This is a genomic window from Jannaschia maritima (assembly GCF_030973515.1).
Taxonomy (GTDB): Bacteria; Pseudomonadota; Alphaproteobacteria; order Rhodobacterales; family Rhodobacteraceae; genus Jannaschia; species Jannaschia maritima.
The window spans coordinates 200,246-214,874 of sequence record NZ_JARGZA010000007.1 but is presented as its reverse complement, the minus strand read 5'-3'; the positions used below and the strand labels follow the sequence as shown (position 1 = coordinate 214,874).

At 73.2% G+C, this 14,629-nt stretch carries 13 protein-coding genes; 7 read left to right on the top strand and 6 right to left on the bottom strand.

Annotated features, from left to right (window positions below):
- Positions 1 to 744 (bottom strand): type VI secretion system-associated FHA domain protein (locus P0084_RS09135; protein WP_308916522.1); only part of this gene is annotated, 744 nt, incomplete at its 3' end.
- A gap of 3 nt (positions 745 to 747) precedes the next feature.
- Positions 748 to 1,350: a DUF6931 family protein gene (locus P0084_RS09130; RefSeq protein ID WP_308916521.1), complete on the bottom strand. Its 603-nt coding sequence runs from the start codon at positions 1,348 to 1,350 to the stop codon at positions 748 to 750.
- Positions 1,351 to 1,547: 197 nt separating this feature from the next.
- Between P0084_RS09130 and P0084_RS09125 the strand changes: the two genes are divergently transcribed.
- The 5 genes from P0084_RS09125 (at position 1,548) to P0084_RS09105 (ending at position 7,753) form a co-directional block, all read left to right on the top strand.
- A complete protein-coding gene (locus tag P0084_RS09125) occupies positions 1,548 to 3,575 on the top strand; it encodes a serine/threonine-protein kinase (RefSeq protein ID WP_308916520.1) in 2,028 nt (675 codons plus the stop codon).
- Between the two features lie 9 nt (positions 3,576 to 3,584).
- Entirely contained in the window at positions 3,585 to 4,373 is a 789-nt protein-coding gene (locus tag P0084_RS09120) for an FHA domain-containing protein (RefSeq protein WP_308916519.1), read from the top strand.
- Positions 4,357 to 5,178: a PP2C family protein-serine/threonine phosphatase gene (locus P0084_RS09115; protein WP_308916518.1), complete on the top strand. Its 822-nt coding sequence runs from the start codon at positions 4,357 to 4,359 to the stop codon at positions 5,176 to 5,178. The genes P0084_RS09120 and P0084_RS09115 overlap by 17 nt, the downstream gene beginning before the upstream one ends.
- Positions 5,175 to 6,068: a hypothetical protein gene (locus tag P0084_RS09110; RefSeq protein ID WP_308916517.1), complete on the top strand. Its 894-nt coding sequence runs from the start codon at positions 5,175 to 5,177 to the stop codon at positions 6,066 to 6,068. Before P0084_RS09115 ends, P0084_RS09110 begins: the two co-directional genes overlap by 4 nt.
- Before the next feature lie 116 nt (positions 6,069 to 6,184).
- Positions 6,185 to 7,753, top strand: a complete 1,569-nt coding sequence (locus tag P0084_RS09105) for a phosphate ABC transporter substrate-binding/OmpA family protein (protein WP_308916516.1) — start codon at positions 6,185 to 6,187, stop codon at positions 7,751 to 7,753.
- Between the two features lie 6 nt (positions 7,754 to 7,759).
- Here the strand turns inward: P0084_RS09105 and P0084_RS09100 are convergent, their stop codons facing one another.
- From P0084_RS09100 to fsa, 3 genes are read right to left on the bottom strand one after another with little or no spacing between them, the layout of a single operon-like run.
- Positions 7,760 to 8,686 carry a tyrosine recombinase XerC gene (locus P0084_RS09100; RefSeq protein WP_308916515.1) on the bottom strand — a complete coding sequence of 309 codons (927 nt, stop codon included), beginning with the start codon at positions 8,684 to 8,686 and terminating at the stop codon, positions 7,760 to 7,762.
- On the bottom strand, positions 8,683 to 9,378 hold the full coding sequence (locus P0084_RS09095; RefSeq protein ID WP_308916514.1) for a DUF484 family protein: 696 nt from the start codon (positions 9,376 to 9,378) through the stop codon (positions 8,683 to 8,685). Before P0084_RS09095 ends, P0084_RS09100 begins: the two co-directional genes overlap by 4 nt.
- 60 nt (positions 9,379 to 9,438) lie before the next feature.
- Positions 9,439 to 10,092, bottom strand: a complete 654-nt coding sequence (gene fsa, locus P0084_RS09090; RefSeq protein WP_308916513.1) for a fructose-6-phosphate aldolase — start codon at positions 10,090 to 10,092, stop codon at positions 9,439 to 9,441.
- A 65-nt stretch (positions 10,093 to 10,157) separates the two neighbouring features.
- On the opposite strand from fsa, the gene P0084_RS09085 reads away from it, so the two are divergent.
- Both P0084_RS09085 and P0084_RS09080 read left to right on the top strand, forming a co-directional pair.
- Entirely contained in the window at positions 10,158 to 10,787 is a 630-nt protein-coding gene (locus P0084_RS09085) for a LysE family translocator (protein ID WP_308916512.1), read from the top strand.
- Between the two features lie 42 nt (positions 10,788 to 10,829).
- Entirely contained in the window at positions 10,830 to 13,028 is a 2,199-nt protein-coding gene (locus P0084_RS09080) for a primosomal protein N' (RefSeq protein ID WP_308916511.1), read from the top strand.
- Here P0084_RS09080 and P0084_RS09075 read toward each other — a convergent pair.
- Complete coding sequence (locus tag P0084_RS09075; RefSeq protein WP_308916510.1) at positions 13,025 to 14,533, bottom strand: alkaline phosphatase; 1,509 nt, start codon at positions 14,531 to 14,533, stop codon at positions 13,025 to 13,027. The two genes, P0084_RS09080 and P0084_RS09075, sit on opposite strands and share 4 nt — an antisense overlap.
- Positions 14,534 to 14,629: the final 96 nt, after the last annotated feature.

Sequence of the window (14,629 nt, the reverse complement as noted above, 5' to 3'; positions counted from 1 at the left end):
CGCCACCGTGCCCCGCAGGGCCGCCCCGACCTCGCGCGCCAGGGCGAGGGCATCGACGTCGCCGTATTCGCCCGGGTCCAGACCCGCCCCCTCGCAGAAGGCGGCGACCACGGCATCGGGATCGGCGGGCGGACGCGGGGCGGGGTCGGGGGCGGGTGCTGCGCGGGGGGGTGCCTCCGCCGGCGGGGGGCGGAGGACGAGCGACGGGTCGGGCCGCGGCAGGGCGGACAGGGGCGGCAGTTCCGGGTCGACGCCGGGATCGTCGTCCGGCGCGGGCCAGGGCGCGGGGATCGGGGGCGGGACGGGTCCGGGCACGGGGGGCGCCGGGACCCGCGGGGGGGGGGCGCCCACCGCCCAAGGGTCGTCGTCGACGGGCCAGGCGTCCCGCAATCCGTCGCCGCCCGGCGCATCCGGGGCGGGCACCGCCGCGACCTGCCGGCAGGCCAGGATATAGGGCCCGGCCTGGAACCGGTCGCCGGGCTGCAGGCGGTGCGGCTCGTCCAGCCGGTAGGGACGGCCCAGCAGAAACGTGCCGTTGGTGGACACGTCGATCAGCCAGTGCGCCCCGTCCCGGAAGCTGACGTCGAAATGGTGGCTCGACAGGTGGCGCGTGGGGTCGGGCAGCTGCCAGTCCATCGCCGCGCCGCGTCCGACCTGGATGTCGCGCCCCGCGTCGAGCGGCACCGCGACGGGCCCGCCGTCGGGCAGGCGGTCGACGTTGTCCAGGTGCAGCTCCAACGCCATGGCTCAGGCGCCCCGGCAGATCGTCTCGGCCACGGCGATGACGCCCGCCAGGTGGACGGACCGCCGGCCCGACGGCGCGCGGGCCAGCGCGGACAGGATCGCCGACGCGATCGATCGGGGCGCGCGCGCGGGCGGCACGGGCGCGGTGTCCATCGGCGCGATCGATCCGCCCGACCAGCCCACCGCGAGGCCCAGCATCACGGCGGGGCTGCGGGCGGGGGCGAACAAGGCGCGCTGCATCGTGCGGTGGCGCAGGTCGTCGGTCGGGGTGGACGTCCAGGCCGCGACGAGCCCCATCAGGTCGCGGTCGCGCGGACCCACCGCCTGCGGAAGCTCGCGCAGCGATTCGTAGCCCCACCAAATCGCCATGTGCGGCACGGCGGCGAAGGCGGTGAAGGTGACCGCGTCCTCCGGGGTGGTGCTGGACCGGAGCCGCGCCAGATAGGCCTGCGCGTCCTCCTCCCCCCGGGGGCGGTGCTGCGTCAGTTCGGCCAGTTCGGGCAGTGCCGCGTACAGGTCCCGCGGCATCCGGTATCGCAGCGCGTCGACGGGGGGGCGGGTCTTGTCCTCGACGTCGATGGCGGCCTCCCTCGGTGCGGGGCGCATCTTAGCGGTCGGGCCCGCGGGGTGGCAAGCGCGGGCGGGGTCCATCGCGCGCCGCGGTTAACGCGTCCGCGCCGATCCGGTGCCCGCCCCGCATCGGCGGCACGGCACCCACGCGGCGGAAACGTTAACGCGGGTTCTTGAGAATCGTCACCTTTCGGTTAGAACCGTTTCCGACGACCGGGGGGAGGGGTCTGCCGGTGGACCACGCGCGCAGCGACACGGACGGGACCGGCAGGGCCTTCGCGCTGCCCGCGGGGACCGTTCTGGCGGGCGGATCGTTCGCCGTCGAAGGGTTCCTCGCCGCGGGGGGGTTCGGCATCACCTATGCGGCGCGGGACGGCCTGGACCGCCGCGTCGTCGTAAAGGAATGCTTTCCCGCGGCCCTGTGCCGCCGCGCGAACGGACGGGTCGTCCCGCGCGACGACCGCCACGCCGCCACGCTGGAGCGCATCGCGTCGCTGTTCCTCGCGGAGGCGCGCCACCTGGCCCGGCTGCGCCATCCCGGCATCGTCGGGGTCCATCAGGCCTTCGAGGGGAACGGCACGGCCTATATGGCGATGGACCATGTGGGCGGGACCGACCTTCAGGATCTGATCGACGCGGGCGCGCCCGTGGATCCCGACTGGACCCTCCGGGTGGTGCGCGGCCTGCTCGATGCGCTGTCGCATGTTCACGCGCACGGCATGCTGCACCGGGACGTGGCCCCCGACAACGTGCTGGTGGACGGCGACGGCCGCCCCGTGCTGATCGACTTCGGCGCGGCCCGCCACGTCCACGCCCCCGGCGGCGCGGGCGACGCGATGCGGGCCGTCAAGGACGGCTACAGCCCGCCCGAGTTCTATCGCGCGGCGGCGCGGCAGGATCCCACGGGCGACCTGTACGGCCTGGCGGCGACGCTGCACCACCTGATCGGCGGTACCCTTCCCGCCGGGGCGGAGGACCGGCTGGACGCCGTCGCCGCCGGCCGCCCCGATCCCCTGCGCCCGCTGGCGGGGCGGGTGCCGGGGCACGACGCGGCCCTGCTGCGGCTGCTGGATCGGGCGTTGGCGCTGGAGCCGGCGGACCGGCCCCGGCGGGCGGCGGACTGGCTCTCGGCGCTGGACGCCCCCGTGCCGCGGCCCCGCCGCGTGGGTCGCCTGGCCGGCCTGGCGCTGGTTCCCGTCCTGGCGGTCGGGGCGGGCCTGGCCTGGCAGGTCGGCGCGTCCGGCGACGTCGCGGCACCGGGCGCCCTGCGCGCCGCGCCGTCCCCCGACCCCGCGATGGCGACGGTGGTGCAGGTCCGCCGCGACCTGGCGCCGGCGGACGCGGTGGAGCCCACCGCGCCGGAGATCGGCCTGCGCGGCGGGGCCACGGCGCCGGCCCCGCCCCGTGCGTCGTCCGCGCCGCCCTCCCCGCGCGCGGTCCCGGCCCGGTCGCCGTCGGCCGTCCGACCCGTCCCCCTGCGCGCCGCGGGGGTGACGGACGGGTTCGGCGCGCCGCCGCCGCCGTCCGCCGCGCCGCGGCCCGGGACCGTCTTCGCAAGGCCCGCCGTCGTGACCGAACCGGTTCCCGTCCGCGTTGCGTCGCTGCACGGGACCGTCCGTCCGAGCGCGGTTCGCCCCGTCGCGCCGGGCCGACCGGATGGGCCGGCGGGTTCCATCCCCGCAATGGTCCGGGCGGCGCCGGCCGTTCCGGTCGTGCCGCGGGTGGACGGCATGCTGACGGGTTGGCAGGCAATCCTGCCGCCGAACCTGGGGCTCGGCCCCGGCGGCGGCACCCGCGTCGTGGCGGTGGCGGGGCGACCCGCGCCGGACCGCGCCGCCTTCGACGCCGCCGCGCGCGCCGCGGCCCGGCCCGGTCCGGACGGGACCGTCGCCCTCGCGGTGACGGTCGTCCGCCCGAATGGGGCCCGGACGGCGCGCGTCCTGACCCTGCCGGTCCGTCAGCGAACGATGCTGATGAACGGGTTGGCCTTCGAGACGCGGCGCGACGACGGCGTCTGGGTCACGCGCGTCACCCATGTGCCGTCGCGCCTGCGCGGCCTGGTGGCGCCCGGCGACGTCGTGCACGGACGGGTCGCGGGCGACCTGCGCCTGACGGATCGCCTGTCCCTGCCCCGCGTCGTCGCCGAGGCCGCCCGGGCGGGGCGGGCCCGGATGGCGCTGGCCATCCGCCGCGGCGACGCCCTCCACGCCGTTTCGCTGCCCGGCGTGGGCGTCGGGCCCCGACCTTCGACGACCGAGTAGGATAGAGCCATGGGTGTCTTCTCCGCCCTCTTCGGGGGCCGCGCCCGCAAGCGCCGCCGCATCGCCGCGTTCGAGGAGGGCCGCGCCGCCTTCGCCTCCCGCCCAGGCGACGGGGGGGCCGCGCCGCCCTTCAGCCGCTTCCCCGCCCCCGTGCGGGATGCGGCGGCGCCCGGCACCGGGGATGCGACCCCGGAGGCCGCCCCGCGCCGCGACATCTGGGACATGGAGCCCCCCGCAGAAGCGGAGGATCCGCCAGAGGGGCCCGGGGACGACACCGAGCCCCCGTCGGACCACGACCCCCTTCCCACGGCGCGCACCCGCCGCAGCCGGACCCGGCTGATCGGGTTCGACGGGGCGGTGGACGAGTCCGGCGACCCCTTCGCGGCGGCCCCCGTCCTCGGCGGCGCGGGGGCTGCGGCGCGGTTCCCCGTGGGCTGGCTGGTCGTGCGCGACGGCCCCGGCCGGGGCCATGCCTTCGCGTTGCAGGCGGGCATGGCGCAGATCGGGCGCGGTCCCGACCAGGCGGTGCAGCTGGATTTCGGCGACACCGCCATCTCGCGCAGCAACCACGCGGCCGTGGTCTACGACCCCGCCTCGCGCGCGTTCCTGCTTGGGCACGGCGGGCATGCCAACATCGTGCGCCTGAACGGCGCCCCCGTCCTGTCGAACGAGACGATGGCCGACGGGGACCTGATCGCCATCGGCGAGACGGTGCTGATGCTGCGCACCCTGTGCGGTCCCAACTTCGACTGGTCCGAAGCGCCGGCGGAGGGGCGCGAGGATGTGGCGATCGTCTGACGGCCGGGCGCGGTTCGACGCCGCCTGCGGCCTGTCCCGTGGTGCCCGCGCCGTGCAGGAGGACGCGGTCGCGGTGGACGTCGCGCACGGATCCGAGACGGGCTTCGCGGTGCTGTCCGATGGGATGGGGGGGCACGTCGCGGGGGCCACGGCGTCCCACCTGGTCGTGGCGGAGGCGTTCGGCGACCTGAAGTTCCATGCCCCCGGGATCGCCGCCCGCCCCGCCATCGCGCCCGCCTGCCTGGGCCGGGCGGCGGACGCGGCCAACGATGCCCTGGCGCGGCAGGTGTCGACCGACGCGGCGATGCGGGGGATGGGAGCCACGCTGCTGGCCGTGGTCCTGGCGGGCGACCGGCTGCATTGGCTGTCCGTGGGCGACAGCACGCTGCATCTGCTGCGCGGCGGGGCGCTGCGGCGGCTGAACGCGGACCATTCCATGGCGCCCCGGATCGATCGCATGGCCGAGGCCGGGCAGATCACGCGCGAGGCGGCGGCCCGCCATCCGGACCGGTCGGCGCTGACCTCCGTGGTGATGGGACGGCCGATCCCCGCCCGCGACGCGCCGACCGAGGGCATGGCCTTGCGGGACGGCGACGTGGTGCTGCTGGCTTCCGACGGCCTGGCGAACCTGGGCGAGGCCTGCGTCGCGCGCCTGCTGCATCGCGGGCGGCGTGGCCGGGCGGGGTCCATGGTCGACGCGCTCCTGGACGCGACGGCGCGGCTGGGGGATCCGGACCAAGACAACCTGTCGGTCGTCGTGATCCGCGTGCTGCGCGCCGCGCCGGTGCCGGAGGGGGGCGCATGACGGACAGGGTGGGGCAGGCGGCACTGGTGCGGGCGCTGCGCATGGCGGTGATCCGCGGCACGCTGCGCCCGGACGTGCGCGACCGGGCGAAGGGGATGATGGCGGCGCTGCTGCAACCCGCCTCCGTCGCCCTGATCGGGCCGTCGGGCGTGGGAAAGACCGGGATCGCGAACCTCCTGCTGGACGCGCCCCTCGTGCCGGACGGGCGCGACCTAGGCGTGGTGCGCGTGATCCACGGCACCCCGGGCCGCGCCACGCTGACCCGCCCGGACGGGACGCGGGTGCAGGTGGGGGACGTGGGCGCGCTGTTGGACGCGCTGCGCGACGGTCCGCCCGCGATGACCCAACTGGAATCCGATCTGCCCGCCCTGCGGCGCATCACGCTGCTGGAAGCCACCATCCCCGCGGAGGCCACCGCCGCGGGCCGCGCCGTCGCCTGGGTCGCGGGGCAGGCGGACCTGATCGTCTGGTGCACCGCCGCCTTCGCCCCCTCCGAACGAACGGCCTGGTCGCGCGCGCCGGAGGGGGTGAAGGATCGAGCCGTGCTGCTGGGGACCCGCGCCGACCGCCCGGACGCGTGGTCCCTGGACCGCCTCGCGGATGCGGCGGGGGAGGAGTTCGCGGTCGTGCAGACCGTGTCGGCCCACGACGCACGGGCCGCGCGGCGGCGGGACGGGTTGGACCGGGACGCCTTCCGTGCCGCGGGCGCGACCGCCCTGATCACGCGGATCATGTCCGACCTGAACGCCCGCGACGGCGCGTTGCGCGCGCAGGTGGAAGTGTTCCTCCGGCGGGAAGGGGTTCCCATCCACCCCGTCGCGGAGGACGAGGTCCTGACCCTGACCGATCCGCAGGTGCCGGCCGCCGAACGGCCACCCGGTGCGGGGTGATCGCGTGCCGAATACTTGCATTGCGAAAGAATGAGGATGACCCCTCGACTCGGATGGGGGGAGGCGGTTTGTATCGTGCCCGCGCGCGGGGGGTGCGCGGTCTTCCGGGGGATACCATGACGATACGAAAGACGATCGCGGCCTCGCTGCTGGGCTGTCTGGCCTGCGGCGCGGCCTGGGGTCAGGAGGTCACGCTGCAATCGGCCGACGGCGCCGTCGACGTGTCCGGCGCGCTCGTGGCGTTCGACGGCGACACCTATGTGGTGCGGACCGGGCTGGGCGAGCTTCGGGTCGATGCCGACGGCGTGACCTGCACGGGCGAGGCCTGCCCCGACCCCGGGGAGGCGGGGCCCGTCGCCGACGTGACCTTCGCGGGGTCGGACACGGTTGGCCTGGGGATGATGCCGCTGCTGCTGGAAGGCTATGCCGGCGCCCAGACGGCCGAGATCGTCTTCGACGGGCCGGCGGATGCCCTGACCGCCGAGCTGATCGGAGACGACGGGTTCGGCGATCCGCTGGGCACGCTGTTCGTGTCGTCCACCACGTCCGGCCGGGGGTTCGACGCCCTGATGGCGGGCGGGACCGACATCGCCATGGCGTCCCGCCGGATCCGTCCCGCGGAGGCCCGCGCGCTGCGGGACGCCGGTGCGGGCAACATGGTCCATCCCGACCAGGAGCACGTGATCGCCGCCGACAGCCTGGTGGTGATCGTGCATCCCCGCAATCCGATCGAGCGGATCACCATGGACCAGCTGGCCGACGTGTTCAGCGGCCTGATCACCAACTGGTCCGACCTCGGCGGCGAGGACGCGCCGATCACCGTGTTCGGCCGCCCGGAGGGGTCGGGCACGCGCGCCGTGTTCGAGACCATCGTCTTCGACGGCGCCGAGGTGCCGCTGCCGCCCGGCGCGGTGGTCCAGGACGACAACGTCGCGATGGCGGCCGCGGTCAACGACGACCCGACCGCGATCGGCTTCGTGTCCTATGCGTTCCAGCGGGGCGCGCGCGCGGTCCCCCTGGTGACGTCCTGCGAGCTGGTCGCCGTGCCCACCGCCTTCGCCGCCCGGACGGAGGAGTATCCGCTCCAGCGGCGGCTCTACATGTACAATCGCGCGGATGCGACGTCGCCGGCCGCGCAAGCGTTCCTGGACTATACCCAGTCGGAGGCCGCGGACGGCGTGATCGCCAAGTCGGGCTTCATCGACCTGGGCGTCGACCGTCAGCCCCAGCCGGTGGAATCGGCGCGGGGCCAGATGCTGCTGACGACGGATGCGGATCCCTACGAGGGCGGCATCATGCGCGAGATGCTGGGGCTGATGGTCGATTACGACCGGTTGTCCACGACGTTCCGCTTCCGCACGGGATCGGCCCGCCTGGACGAGCGCGGCATCCTCGACAAGCGGCGGCTGGCCCGCTTCCTGCAGGGCGTCCCCGCGGGGTCGGAGGTCCTGTTCGTGGGCTTCACGGACGAGGTCGGGGCCTTCGACAGCAACCGCGCCCTGTCGCGGGAGCGGGCGGAGCAGGTGCAGGGGGAGCTGGAGGCGCTGGGGGTTCCGGGCCTGGAGGATCTGACGCTGTCCGCCGAGGGGTTCGGCGAGATCGCGCCGTCCGCCTGCAACACCGACGAGGTCGGGCGCCGCATCAACCGCCGGGTGGAGGTCTGGATCCGCGACGCCGAGGGCTGATCGGCATCAGGCCCCGTGCGGGTGGGCCTTGGCGTAGACGTCCATCAGATGCACGGCGTCCACGCTCGTATAGGCCTGCGTCGTCGACAGCGACGCATGGCCCAGCAGTTCCTGGATGGCGCGCAGGTCGCCGCCGGCTTCCAGCAGGTGCGTGGCGAACGAATGGCGCAGGGCATGGGGGGTCGCAGTGGCGGGCAGGCCCAGTTGCATCCGCGTCCTGGCCACGACCTGCGACACGGCGTGCTGCGACAGGGGGCCGCCACGGGCGCCCCGGAACAGCGGCCCCACCGGCGCCAGCGCATAGGGGCAGGCCGCCACGTATCGGGCCACCGCGTCGCGCGCGGCGGGCAGGACGGGGACCAGGCGTTCCTTCGATCCCTTGCCCACGATGCGCAGCATGTCGGGCAGGGGGGATTGCGCGGCGGTCAGGGACAGCGCCTCCGAGATGCGCAGCCCGCAGCCGTAGAGGACGGTGACGACGGCCACGTCGCGCGCGGCGATCCAGGGCGTCGGATGCTGCAGGCCCACCGCCTCGATCAGGTCCCTGGCCGCCGCCTGCGGCAGCGGGCGAGGCAGGGGCTTGCGGAACCGCGGCGCGCGGGTGGCGAGGATGGCGGTCGGGTCGAACCCTTCGCGTTCGCACAGCCAGCGGGTGAAGGACTTCACGGCCGACAGCCGACGTGCCACGGACCGTCCCCCGGTCCCCCGACGGCGTTCGGACGCCATGAACGCGCGCATGTCCGGCGTGGTGATCCGGGCGAAGGCGCTGACCCCCATCGGCCCCCCGTGGTGGTCCGCCATGAAGCCCAGGAAGTGCCGCAGATCGGCGCCATAGCCGGTGACCGTCGCCTCCGCCGCGTCGTCGAGCGCGCGCATGTGGTCCGCCCAGGCCGCGAGCATGTCGCGCAGGCCCGGGCTGATCTGCGTGGTCATGCGTCCAGATGGCGGCGCAAGACGCGTTCGGTCGAGGCACCCAGGAAGGCCAGCAGGTCGGTGGCCTGACCGGGGGCGAACAGGTCCGCGTCGCGTGCGCCCAGCGCCAGCAGGCCCGGGCGCCGGTCCGCGCCGAGATCCAGGCCCAAGAGCGCCTCCGACCCGACGGCGCCTCCGGCGGGCCCGTGCAGCACGGGGTCGACCCCGTCGCGGCGCAGGGTCACGGGGCGCAGATCCCGGGCGTGCAGCCCGCCCAGCCGCGCCGCGATGCCGCCGGGCGGCAGGACCGTGACGGACGGATGGGGCGCACCCTCGCCTTCCGGCGCCTCCAGCACCAGGCGCACGGAATGGATGCCCAGGATGTCGGCGATCGGCCCGGCCAGGGCGTCGAGAAGGTCCGCCAGCGTGGGGTGGTCCAGGATCGCCAGCACGCAGCGGTGGATCTGGTTGGTCCCGGCCAGGTTGTCGTAGGCCGCGGCGACGACGTGCCGGTGGGTGTCCGTCAGGCGGTCCAGCCGCGTTTCCAGCCGGTCCATCGCCAGGCCGCGCAGGTCGACGACGTTCTCGCCGCGCTTGCGGTCGTTGGCGTCCAGGAGGACGCGCATCACGGCGTCGTCCTCCAGGATGGCGGTGGGGTCGGTCAGGACATGGTCCCGCACGTCGCGCGGAAGCGCGGTGTCTGTGATGCTCATCTGTGCCTCGTTCACGGTCTTTTGCCGATTGACGAGGACGCTAGCACGCCCCGGGCGGGGTCAGAGGATTTTCTGACCCGTCGATTCCCAATCCTTCAGGAAGGCTTGCAAACCTGCATCGGTCAGCGGGTGATCCGCCATCTTGCGGATGACGCCCGGCGGTGCGGTGGCCACGTCGGAGCCCGCGAGCGCGGCCTCCTTCATGTGGTTGACCGTGCGGATGGACGCCGACAGGATCCGCGTGTCGAAGGCGAAGTTGTCGTACACCTCGCGGATCTCGCGGATCAGCTCCATCCCGTCGAGGTTCAGGTCGTCCAGCCGCCCGATGAAGGGGCTGACATAGGTGGCCCCCGCCTTCGCGGCCAGAAGCGCCTGGTTGACGCTGAAGCACAGGGTCACGTTGACCTGCGTGCCCGCGTCGGTCAGCGTCTTGCAGGTCTTCAGGCCCGCCCAGGTCAGGGGGACCTTGACGCAGACGTTGGGCGCGATCTCGGCCAGGTGGCGGCCCTCGGCCAGCATCGTGTCGGCGTCCAGCGCCACGACCTCGGCGCTGACGGGACCATCGACCATGTCGGCGATCTCCCTCGTGACCTCCTTGAAGTCGCGTCCCGACTTGTGGATCAGCGAAGGGTTCGTCGTGACCCCGTCGACCATGCCCAGGTCGTTCAGTTCGCGGATGGCGTCGATGTCGGCGGTGTCGACGAAGAATTTCATGGCGGCCCCCAGGTCGGATGTGTTGGGATGTGCATACGTCACGCCCCCGCATAGGAAAACCCGCCATGGATCCGACCCTTTGGCTGGCGTTCGCCGCCGCCTCCGCCGCGCTGCTGATGATCCCCGGTCCGACGATCCTGCTGGTGATGAGCTATGCGCTGGGCCAGGGGCGGCGGGTCGCGATCGCGTCGGCCGCGGGGGTGGCGCTGGGCGACGCGGTGGCGATGACGGCGTCGCTGGTGGGATTGGGGGCGCTGGTCCTGGCCTCGGCCACGCTGTTCACCGCGCTGAAGTGGATCGGCGCGGCCTATCTGCTGTGGATGGGCTGGACGATGTGGCGGTCCGCGGGGTCCGCCGCGTTGCCGGGGATGGCGGACGTGACGCCGGTTCCGGCCCGGCGCGTGTTCCGCCACGCCGCGATCGTGACCGCGCTGAACCCCAAGAGCATCGTGTTCTTCATCGCGTTCGTGCCGCAGTTCGTCCGGCCCGACGCGCCGCTGATGCCGCAGTTCGCGGTGCTGACGACGACCTTCGTGACGCTGGCGACGCTGAACGCGCTGGGCTTCGCGTTGCTGGCGGGGGCGTTGCGGGACCGGCTGCGGCGACCCGGCGCGCTGCGGGCGCTGACGCGGGTGGGCGGCGGCGCGCTGATGGCGATGGGGGCGGCGACCGCGCTGACGCGTCGGGCGGCCTGACGCCCCCTTTTCCCCGACTCGCGGCTGCCCGATATGGGAGGCATGACCGCGACCCCCCGCCATTTCCCCGAAGGCGCGCCCCTGGCCGTGCTGACGACCCAGCCGTTGGACGGGCCGCTGGACTACCGCGCGCCCGTGGGTGGCGTCGACCTGGGGGCCTTCGTGGAGGTGCCGCTGGGGCCGCGCAAGGTTCTGGGCATCGTATGGGGGGACGCCGAAGGGGACTGGCCGATCGAGAAGCTGCGCCCCGTCCTCGGCGTGCTGGACGTGCCGCCGATGCGTTCGGGCATGCGCACGTTCCTGATGCGCGCGGCGGAGTACACGCTGACGCCGCTCGTCTCGATGCTGCGGCTGGCGACGCGCGCCCCGGGTCTGGGCGAGGCCCCCGGCGGCCGCAAGGTGTACGGCCTGGGAACGGGTGATCCGGGCCGATCCACCGAGGCACGCGAGAAGGTGCTGACCGTGCTGCGCGACCGGCCCGACGACCTGTTCGGTCAGGCGGAGCTCGCGGGTCTGGCGGACGTGTCGGCGGGGGTGGTGAAGGGGCTGGTCGCCACCGGCGCGGTGACGATGCGCGACATGCCGCGGGACGCCCCCTATCCAGACCTCGATCCCAGCCGACCCGGCATGGACCTGGCTCCCGACCAGCGGGCGGCGGCGGAGGTCCTGCGCTGTCACGTGGCGGCGGGCGGCTACGGCACGACGCTGCTGCGCGGCGTGACCGGGTCCGGCAAGACGGAGGTATACCTGGAGGCCGTGGCGGAGGCCTTGTCGCGGGGCCGCCAGGTCCTGGTCCTGCTGCCCGAGATCGCCTTGACCGCCGAGTTCCTGACCCGGGTGGAGGCGCGGTTCGGCGCGCGCCCTGCGGAATGGCATTCGGGCGTCACCCAGGCCGAACGCCGCCGCTGCTGGCGCCGCGTGGCGCAGGGACAGGCCAAGCTGGTCGTGGGCGCACGCTCAGCGCTGTTCCTGCCCTTCGCCGACCTGGCGCTGACGGTCGTCGACGAGGAGCACGACAACTCCTACAAGCAGGAGGACGGCGTCCTCTATTCGGCCCGCGACATGGCCGTGCTGCGTGCATCCTGCGAAGGCGCGCGCGTGGTCCTGGCCTCGGCCACGCCGTCGCTCGAATCCTGGGCCAACGTCGAGGCGGGGAAGTACGACCGCCTGGATCTGACCTCGCGCTTCGGGGACGCGGCGATGCCCGATCTGCGTGCGGTCGACATGCGCGCGCAGCAGGTGCCGTCGGGCCGGTGGATCAGCCCCGTCCTGCAGGCCGCCATGGCCGAACGGCTGGCGGCGGGCGAGCAGTCGCTGATCTTCCTCAACCGCCGCGGTTATGCCCCCGTGACGCTGTGCCGGGCCTGCGGGCAGCAGGTGGCGTGCCCCCAATGCGACGCGCGCATGGTTGAGCACCGCTTCCTGAAGCGATTGATGTGCCACCAATGCGGCGACACCGCGCCGATGCCCGCCGCCTGCCCGTCCTGCGGGGTCGAAGGGAAGCTCGCCGCCGTGGGCCCCGGGGTCGAACGCATGGCGGAGGAGGTGTCGGCGCTGTTCCCCGACGCCCGCACGGCCATCCTGTCGTCTGACCTGTTCGGATCCGCCCGGTCCCTGAAGGCCAAGGTGGAGGAAATCGCGTCGGGCGGCGCCGACATCGTCATCGGCACGCAACTGGTCGCAAAGGGTCACAACTTCCCGCTGCTGACCCTTGTGGGTGTGATCGACGCCGACCTCGGGCTGCAAGGCTCCGACCTGCGTGCCGCCGAACGGACGTTCCAGTTGATGCGGCAGGTGTCGGGGCGGGCCGGGCGGGCGGACAGGCCCGGCACGGCGCTGTTGCAAACCTATCAGCCCGAGCACGGCGTGATCCGCGCGATCCTGGCGGGCGACGAGGACGGGTTCTGGGCAGAGGAGGCCGCGCAGCGCCGCATGGCGGGGGTGCCGCCCTATGGCCGCATGGCGGGGATCGTCATATCCGACCCATCGGTCGATGCCTGCTTCGACGTCGGCAACGCGCTCGCACGGAAGGCCGATCCGCTGTTGCGGGTGGGCGCGGAGGTCTATGGCCCCGCGCCCGCGCCCATCGCGCGGATCCGGGGCCGCCACCGCGTGCGCCTGCTGGTCAAGGCCCCGCGGCAGTCACCGATCCAGTCCGCCCTCGCGGCCTGGGTGTCGCAGGTCGAGCTGCCCCGGTCCACGCGCCTGAGCATCGACATAGACCCGCAGAGCTTCCTTTAGGTCCGTGCCTCGATCGCACGGCGGCGTGCCCCGACAGACAGGCCGCCGATCCCTGCCAGCAGCATCCAACCGCTGGCCGGCAAGGGGATCGGTGACGGTCCGGTCAGCCCTGCCGCCGCCTTGATCGCTGGATGAACGTCGACGATGTCGAGGTAGCGGCCATCGTTGAAACCCAGCCGCGACATCAAATAGGGGTCCATCCCATCCGCGCGAGCGGACAACTGCTCCGATCCCGCACCATGGGCCCACAAAAGGGTGTTCTCCGACGTATGGCTGCCCGAATGCCAAGCCACGCCAGGCAGCATGCCCCGGCCGTTGTTCTGGATGCCCTGGAACGCGATCGTCGCGGAATCGGGTCCCATCGGCATGCCGTTGCCGTGGTCGGTCAGAACCACCATCAACGTCTCGTCCCAGGACGACTCCGCCTCCACCCAGTCCACGGCCGTGCGGACCGCATGATTGAAGGCGACCTGTTCCTCGATGATGCGGTCGGTCCTGTTTGCATGCGCCATCCAATCGACAGCGCCCCCTTCGATCATTACGAACAGCCCATCGCCATCTCGCGACAGATGGTTCAGAGCGCCCCGCGTCATGGTCGAGAGGGTCGGTACGGTCTCGATGAAATGGTCGCCATCCGTGACGCTCGTCCGATCCTGACGTGGCCCATCGGGGTCGACGTTCGCCCTGCCTTTCCTGCGGTCCGCCTGCAACGTGCCGGCCGCGCGCGCCACCCCGATCAGGCGGCCCTCGATCTGTAGCGTTCCGTCCGCCAACGCCTCGAACTGGTCGCGCCGGTCGATCAGCGTCATCGGCGCGTCGGCCCCGTTCAGGGCGGCCCAGTCCGACTGGGAAATCCATTTGTGGTCGGGACTCGTATTGAGTTTGCCGTTGCGGTCATAATCAGGATGTCCCGCCCCCATCACGAGGTCCAAGGTACCGTCGTGAATCATCTGCGACGCGATCGTGTTGTAGGTATGGCGGCTGTCGCTGTTGGCGCCGAAGGCGGCTGGCGTGGCATGACTGATCCCCACGCTGGTGACGACGCCCACGGCGCGGCCGTCCTGCTTCATTTCCTCGGTGATCGTGGTCAACCTCGTCCCATCCCTGCCGGTCGAAACGCGGCCGTTCTGCGTCCGCTGCCCCGTCGCGAGCGCCGTCGCAGCGGCAGCGCTGTCCGTCGCGTTCTGCCTGATCTTCCGATATCCCTCGAAATGGCTGTCGGTGCCGGTCGGAGTCGCGTCCCAAGCCGCGTCTGGGTGGTACTCTACCGGTGGGTCAGTCAAACGCTGCGTCGTCATGCCGAGCCGGACGTCGAACGCGTCGTAGGGTTGGCGGCCCTTTGCGCCGAACTCCCAATAGCTGGCCATGTCGAACGTGCCCCAGGACGCGCCATCCGTTATCATCAGGATGACGTTCCGAGCCGTCGCGGCCGGGCTCGGTGCGGTCAACGCCAAGACGCCAGCGATGGTCAGCGCCCCGAGGCGCGGCAGGTGAATCGGTGTCAAGGTTCGCTCCATCGTCGGGATCAGATTCCCGCGTCGGTTCGGGACCATGACGCGGCTTCGGCTCCCACGCTTGGCGGAAACTGGTTGATGGATGGT

What these genes read in the sequence shown, in the direction of transcription:
- P0084_RS09130 (WP_308916521.1), bottom strand. Translation starts at nt 1,350, where the DNA reads ATGCGCCCCGCACCGAGGGAGGCCGCCATCGACGTCGAGGACAAGACC.
- P0084_RS09120 (WP_308916519.1), top strand. Translation starts at nt 3,585, where the DNA reads ATGGGTGTCTTCTCCGCCCTCTTCGGGGGCCGCGCCCGCAAGCGCCGC.
- P0084_RS09115 (WP_308916518.1), top strand. Translation starts at nt 4,357, where the DNA reads ATGTGGCGATCGTCTGACGGCCGGGCGCGGTTCGACGCCGCCTGCGGC.
- P0084_RS09110 (WP_308916517.1), top strand. Translation starts at nt 5,175, where the DNA reads ATGACGGACAGGGTGGGGCAGGCGGCACTGGTGCGGGCGCTGCGCATG.
- P0084_RS09105 (WP_308916516.1), top strand. Translation starts at nt 6,185, where the DNA reads ATGACGATACGAAAGACGATCGCGGCCTCGCTGCTGGGCTGTCTGGCC.
- P0084_RS09100 (WP_308916515.1), bottom strand. Translation starts at nt 8,686, where the DNA reads ATGACCACGCAGATCAGCCCGGGCCTGCGCGACATGCTCGCGGCCTGG.
- P0084_RS09095 (WP_308916514.1), bottom strand. Translation starts at nt 9,378, where the DNA reads ATGAGCATCACAGACACCGCGCTTCCGCGCGACGTGCGGGACCATGTC.
- fsa (WP_308916513.1), bottom strand. Translation starts at nt 10,092, where the DNA reads ATGAAATTCTTCGTCGACACCGCCGACATCGACGCCATCCGCGAACTG.
- P0084_RS09085 (WP_308916512.1), top strand. Translation starts at nt 10,158, where the DNA reads ATGGATCCGACCCTTTGGCTGGCGTTCGCCGCCGCCTCCGCCGCGCTG.
- P0084_RS09080 (WP_308916511.1), top strand. Translation starts at nt 10,830, where the DNA reads ATGACCGCGACCCCCCGCCATTTCCCCGAAGGCGCGCCCCTGGCCGTG.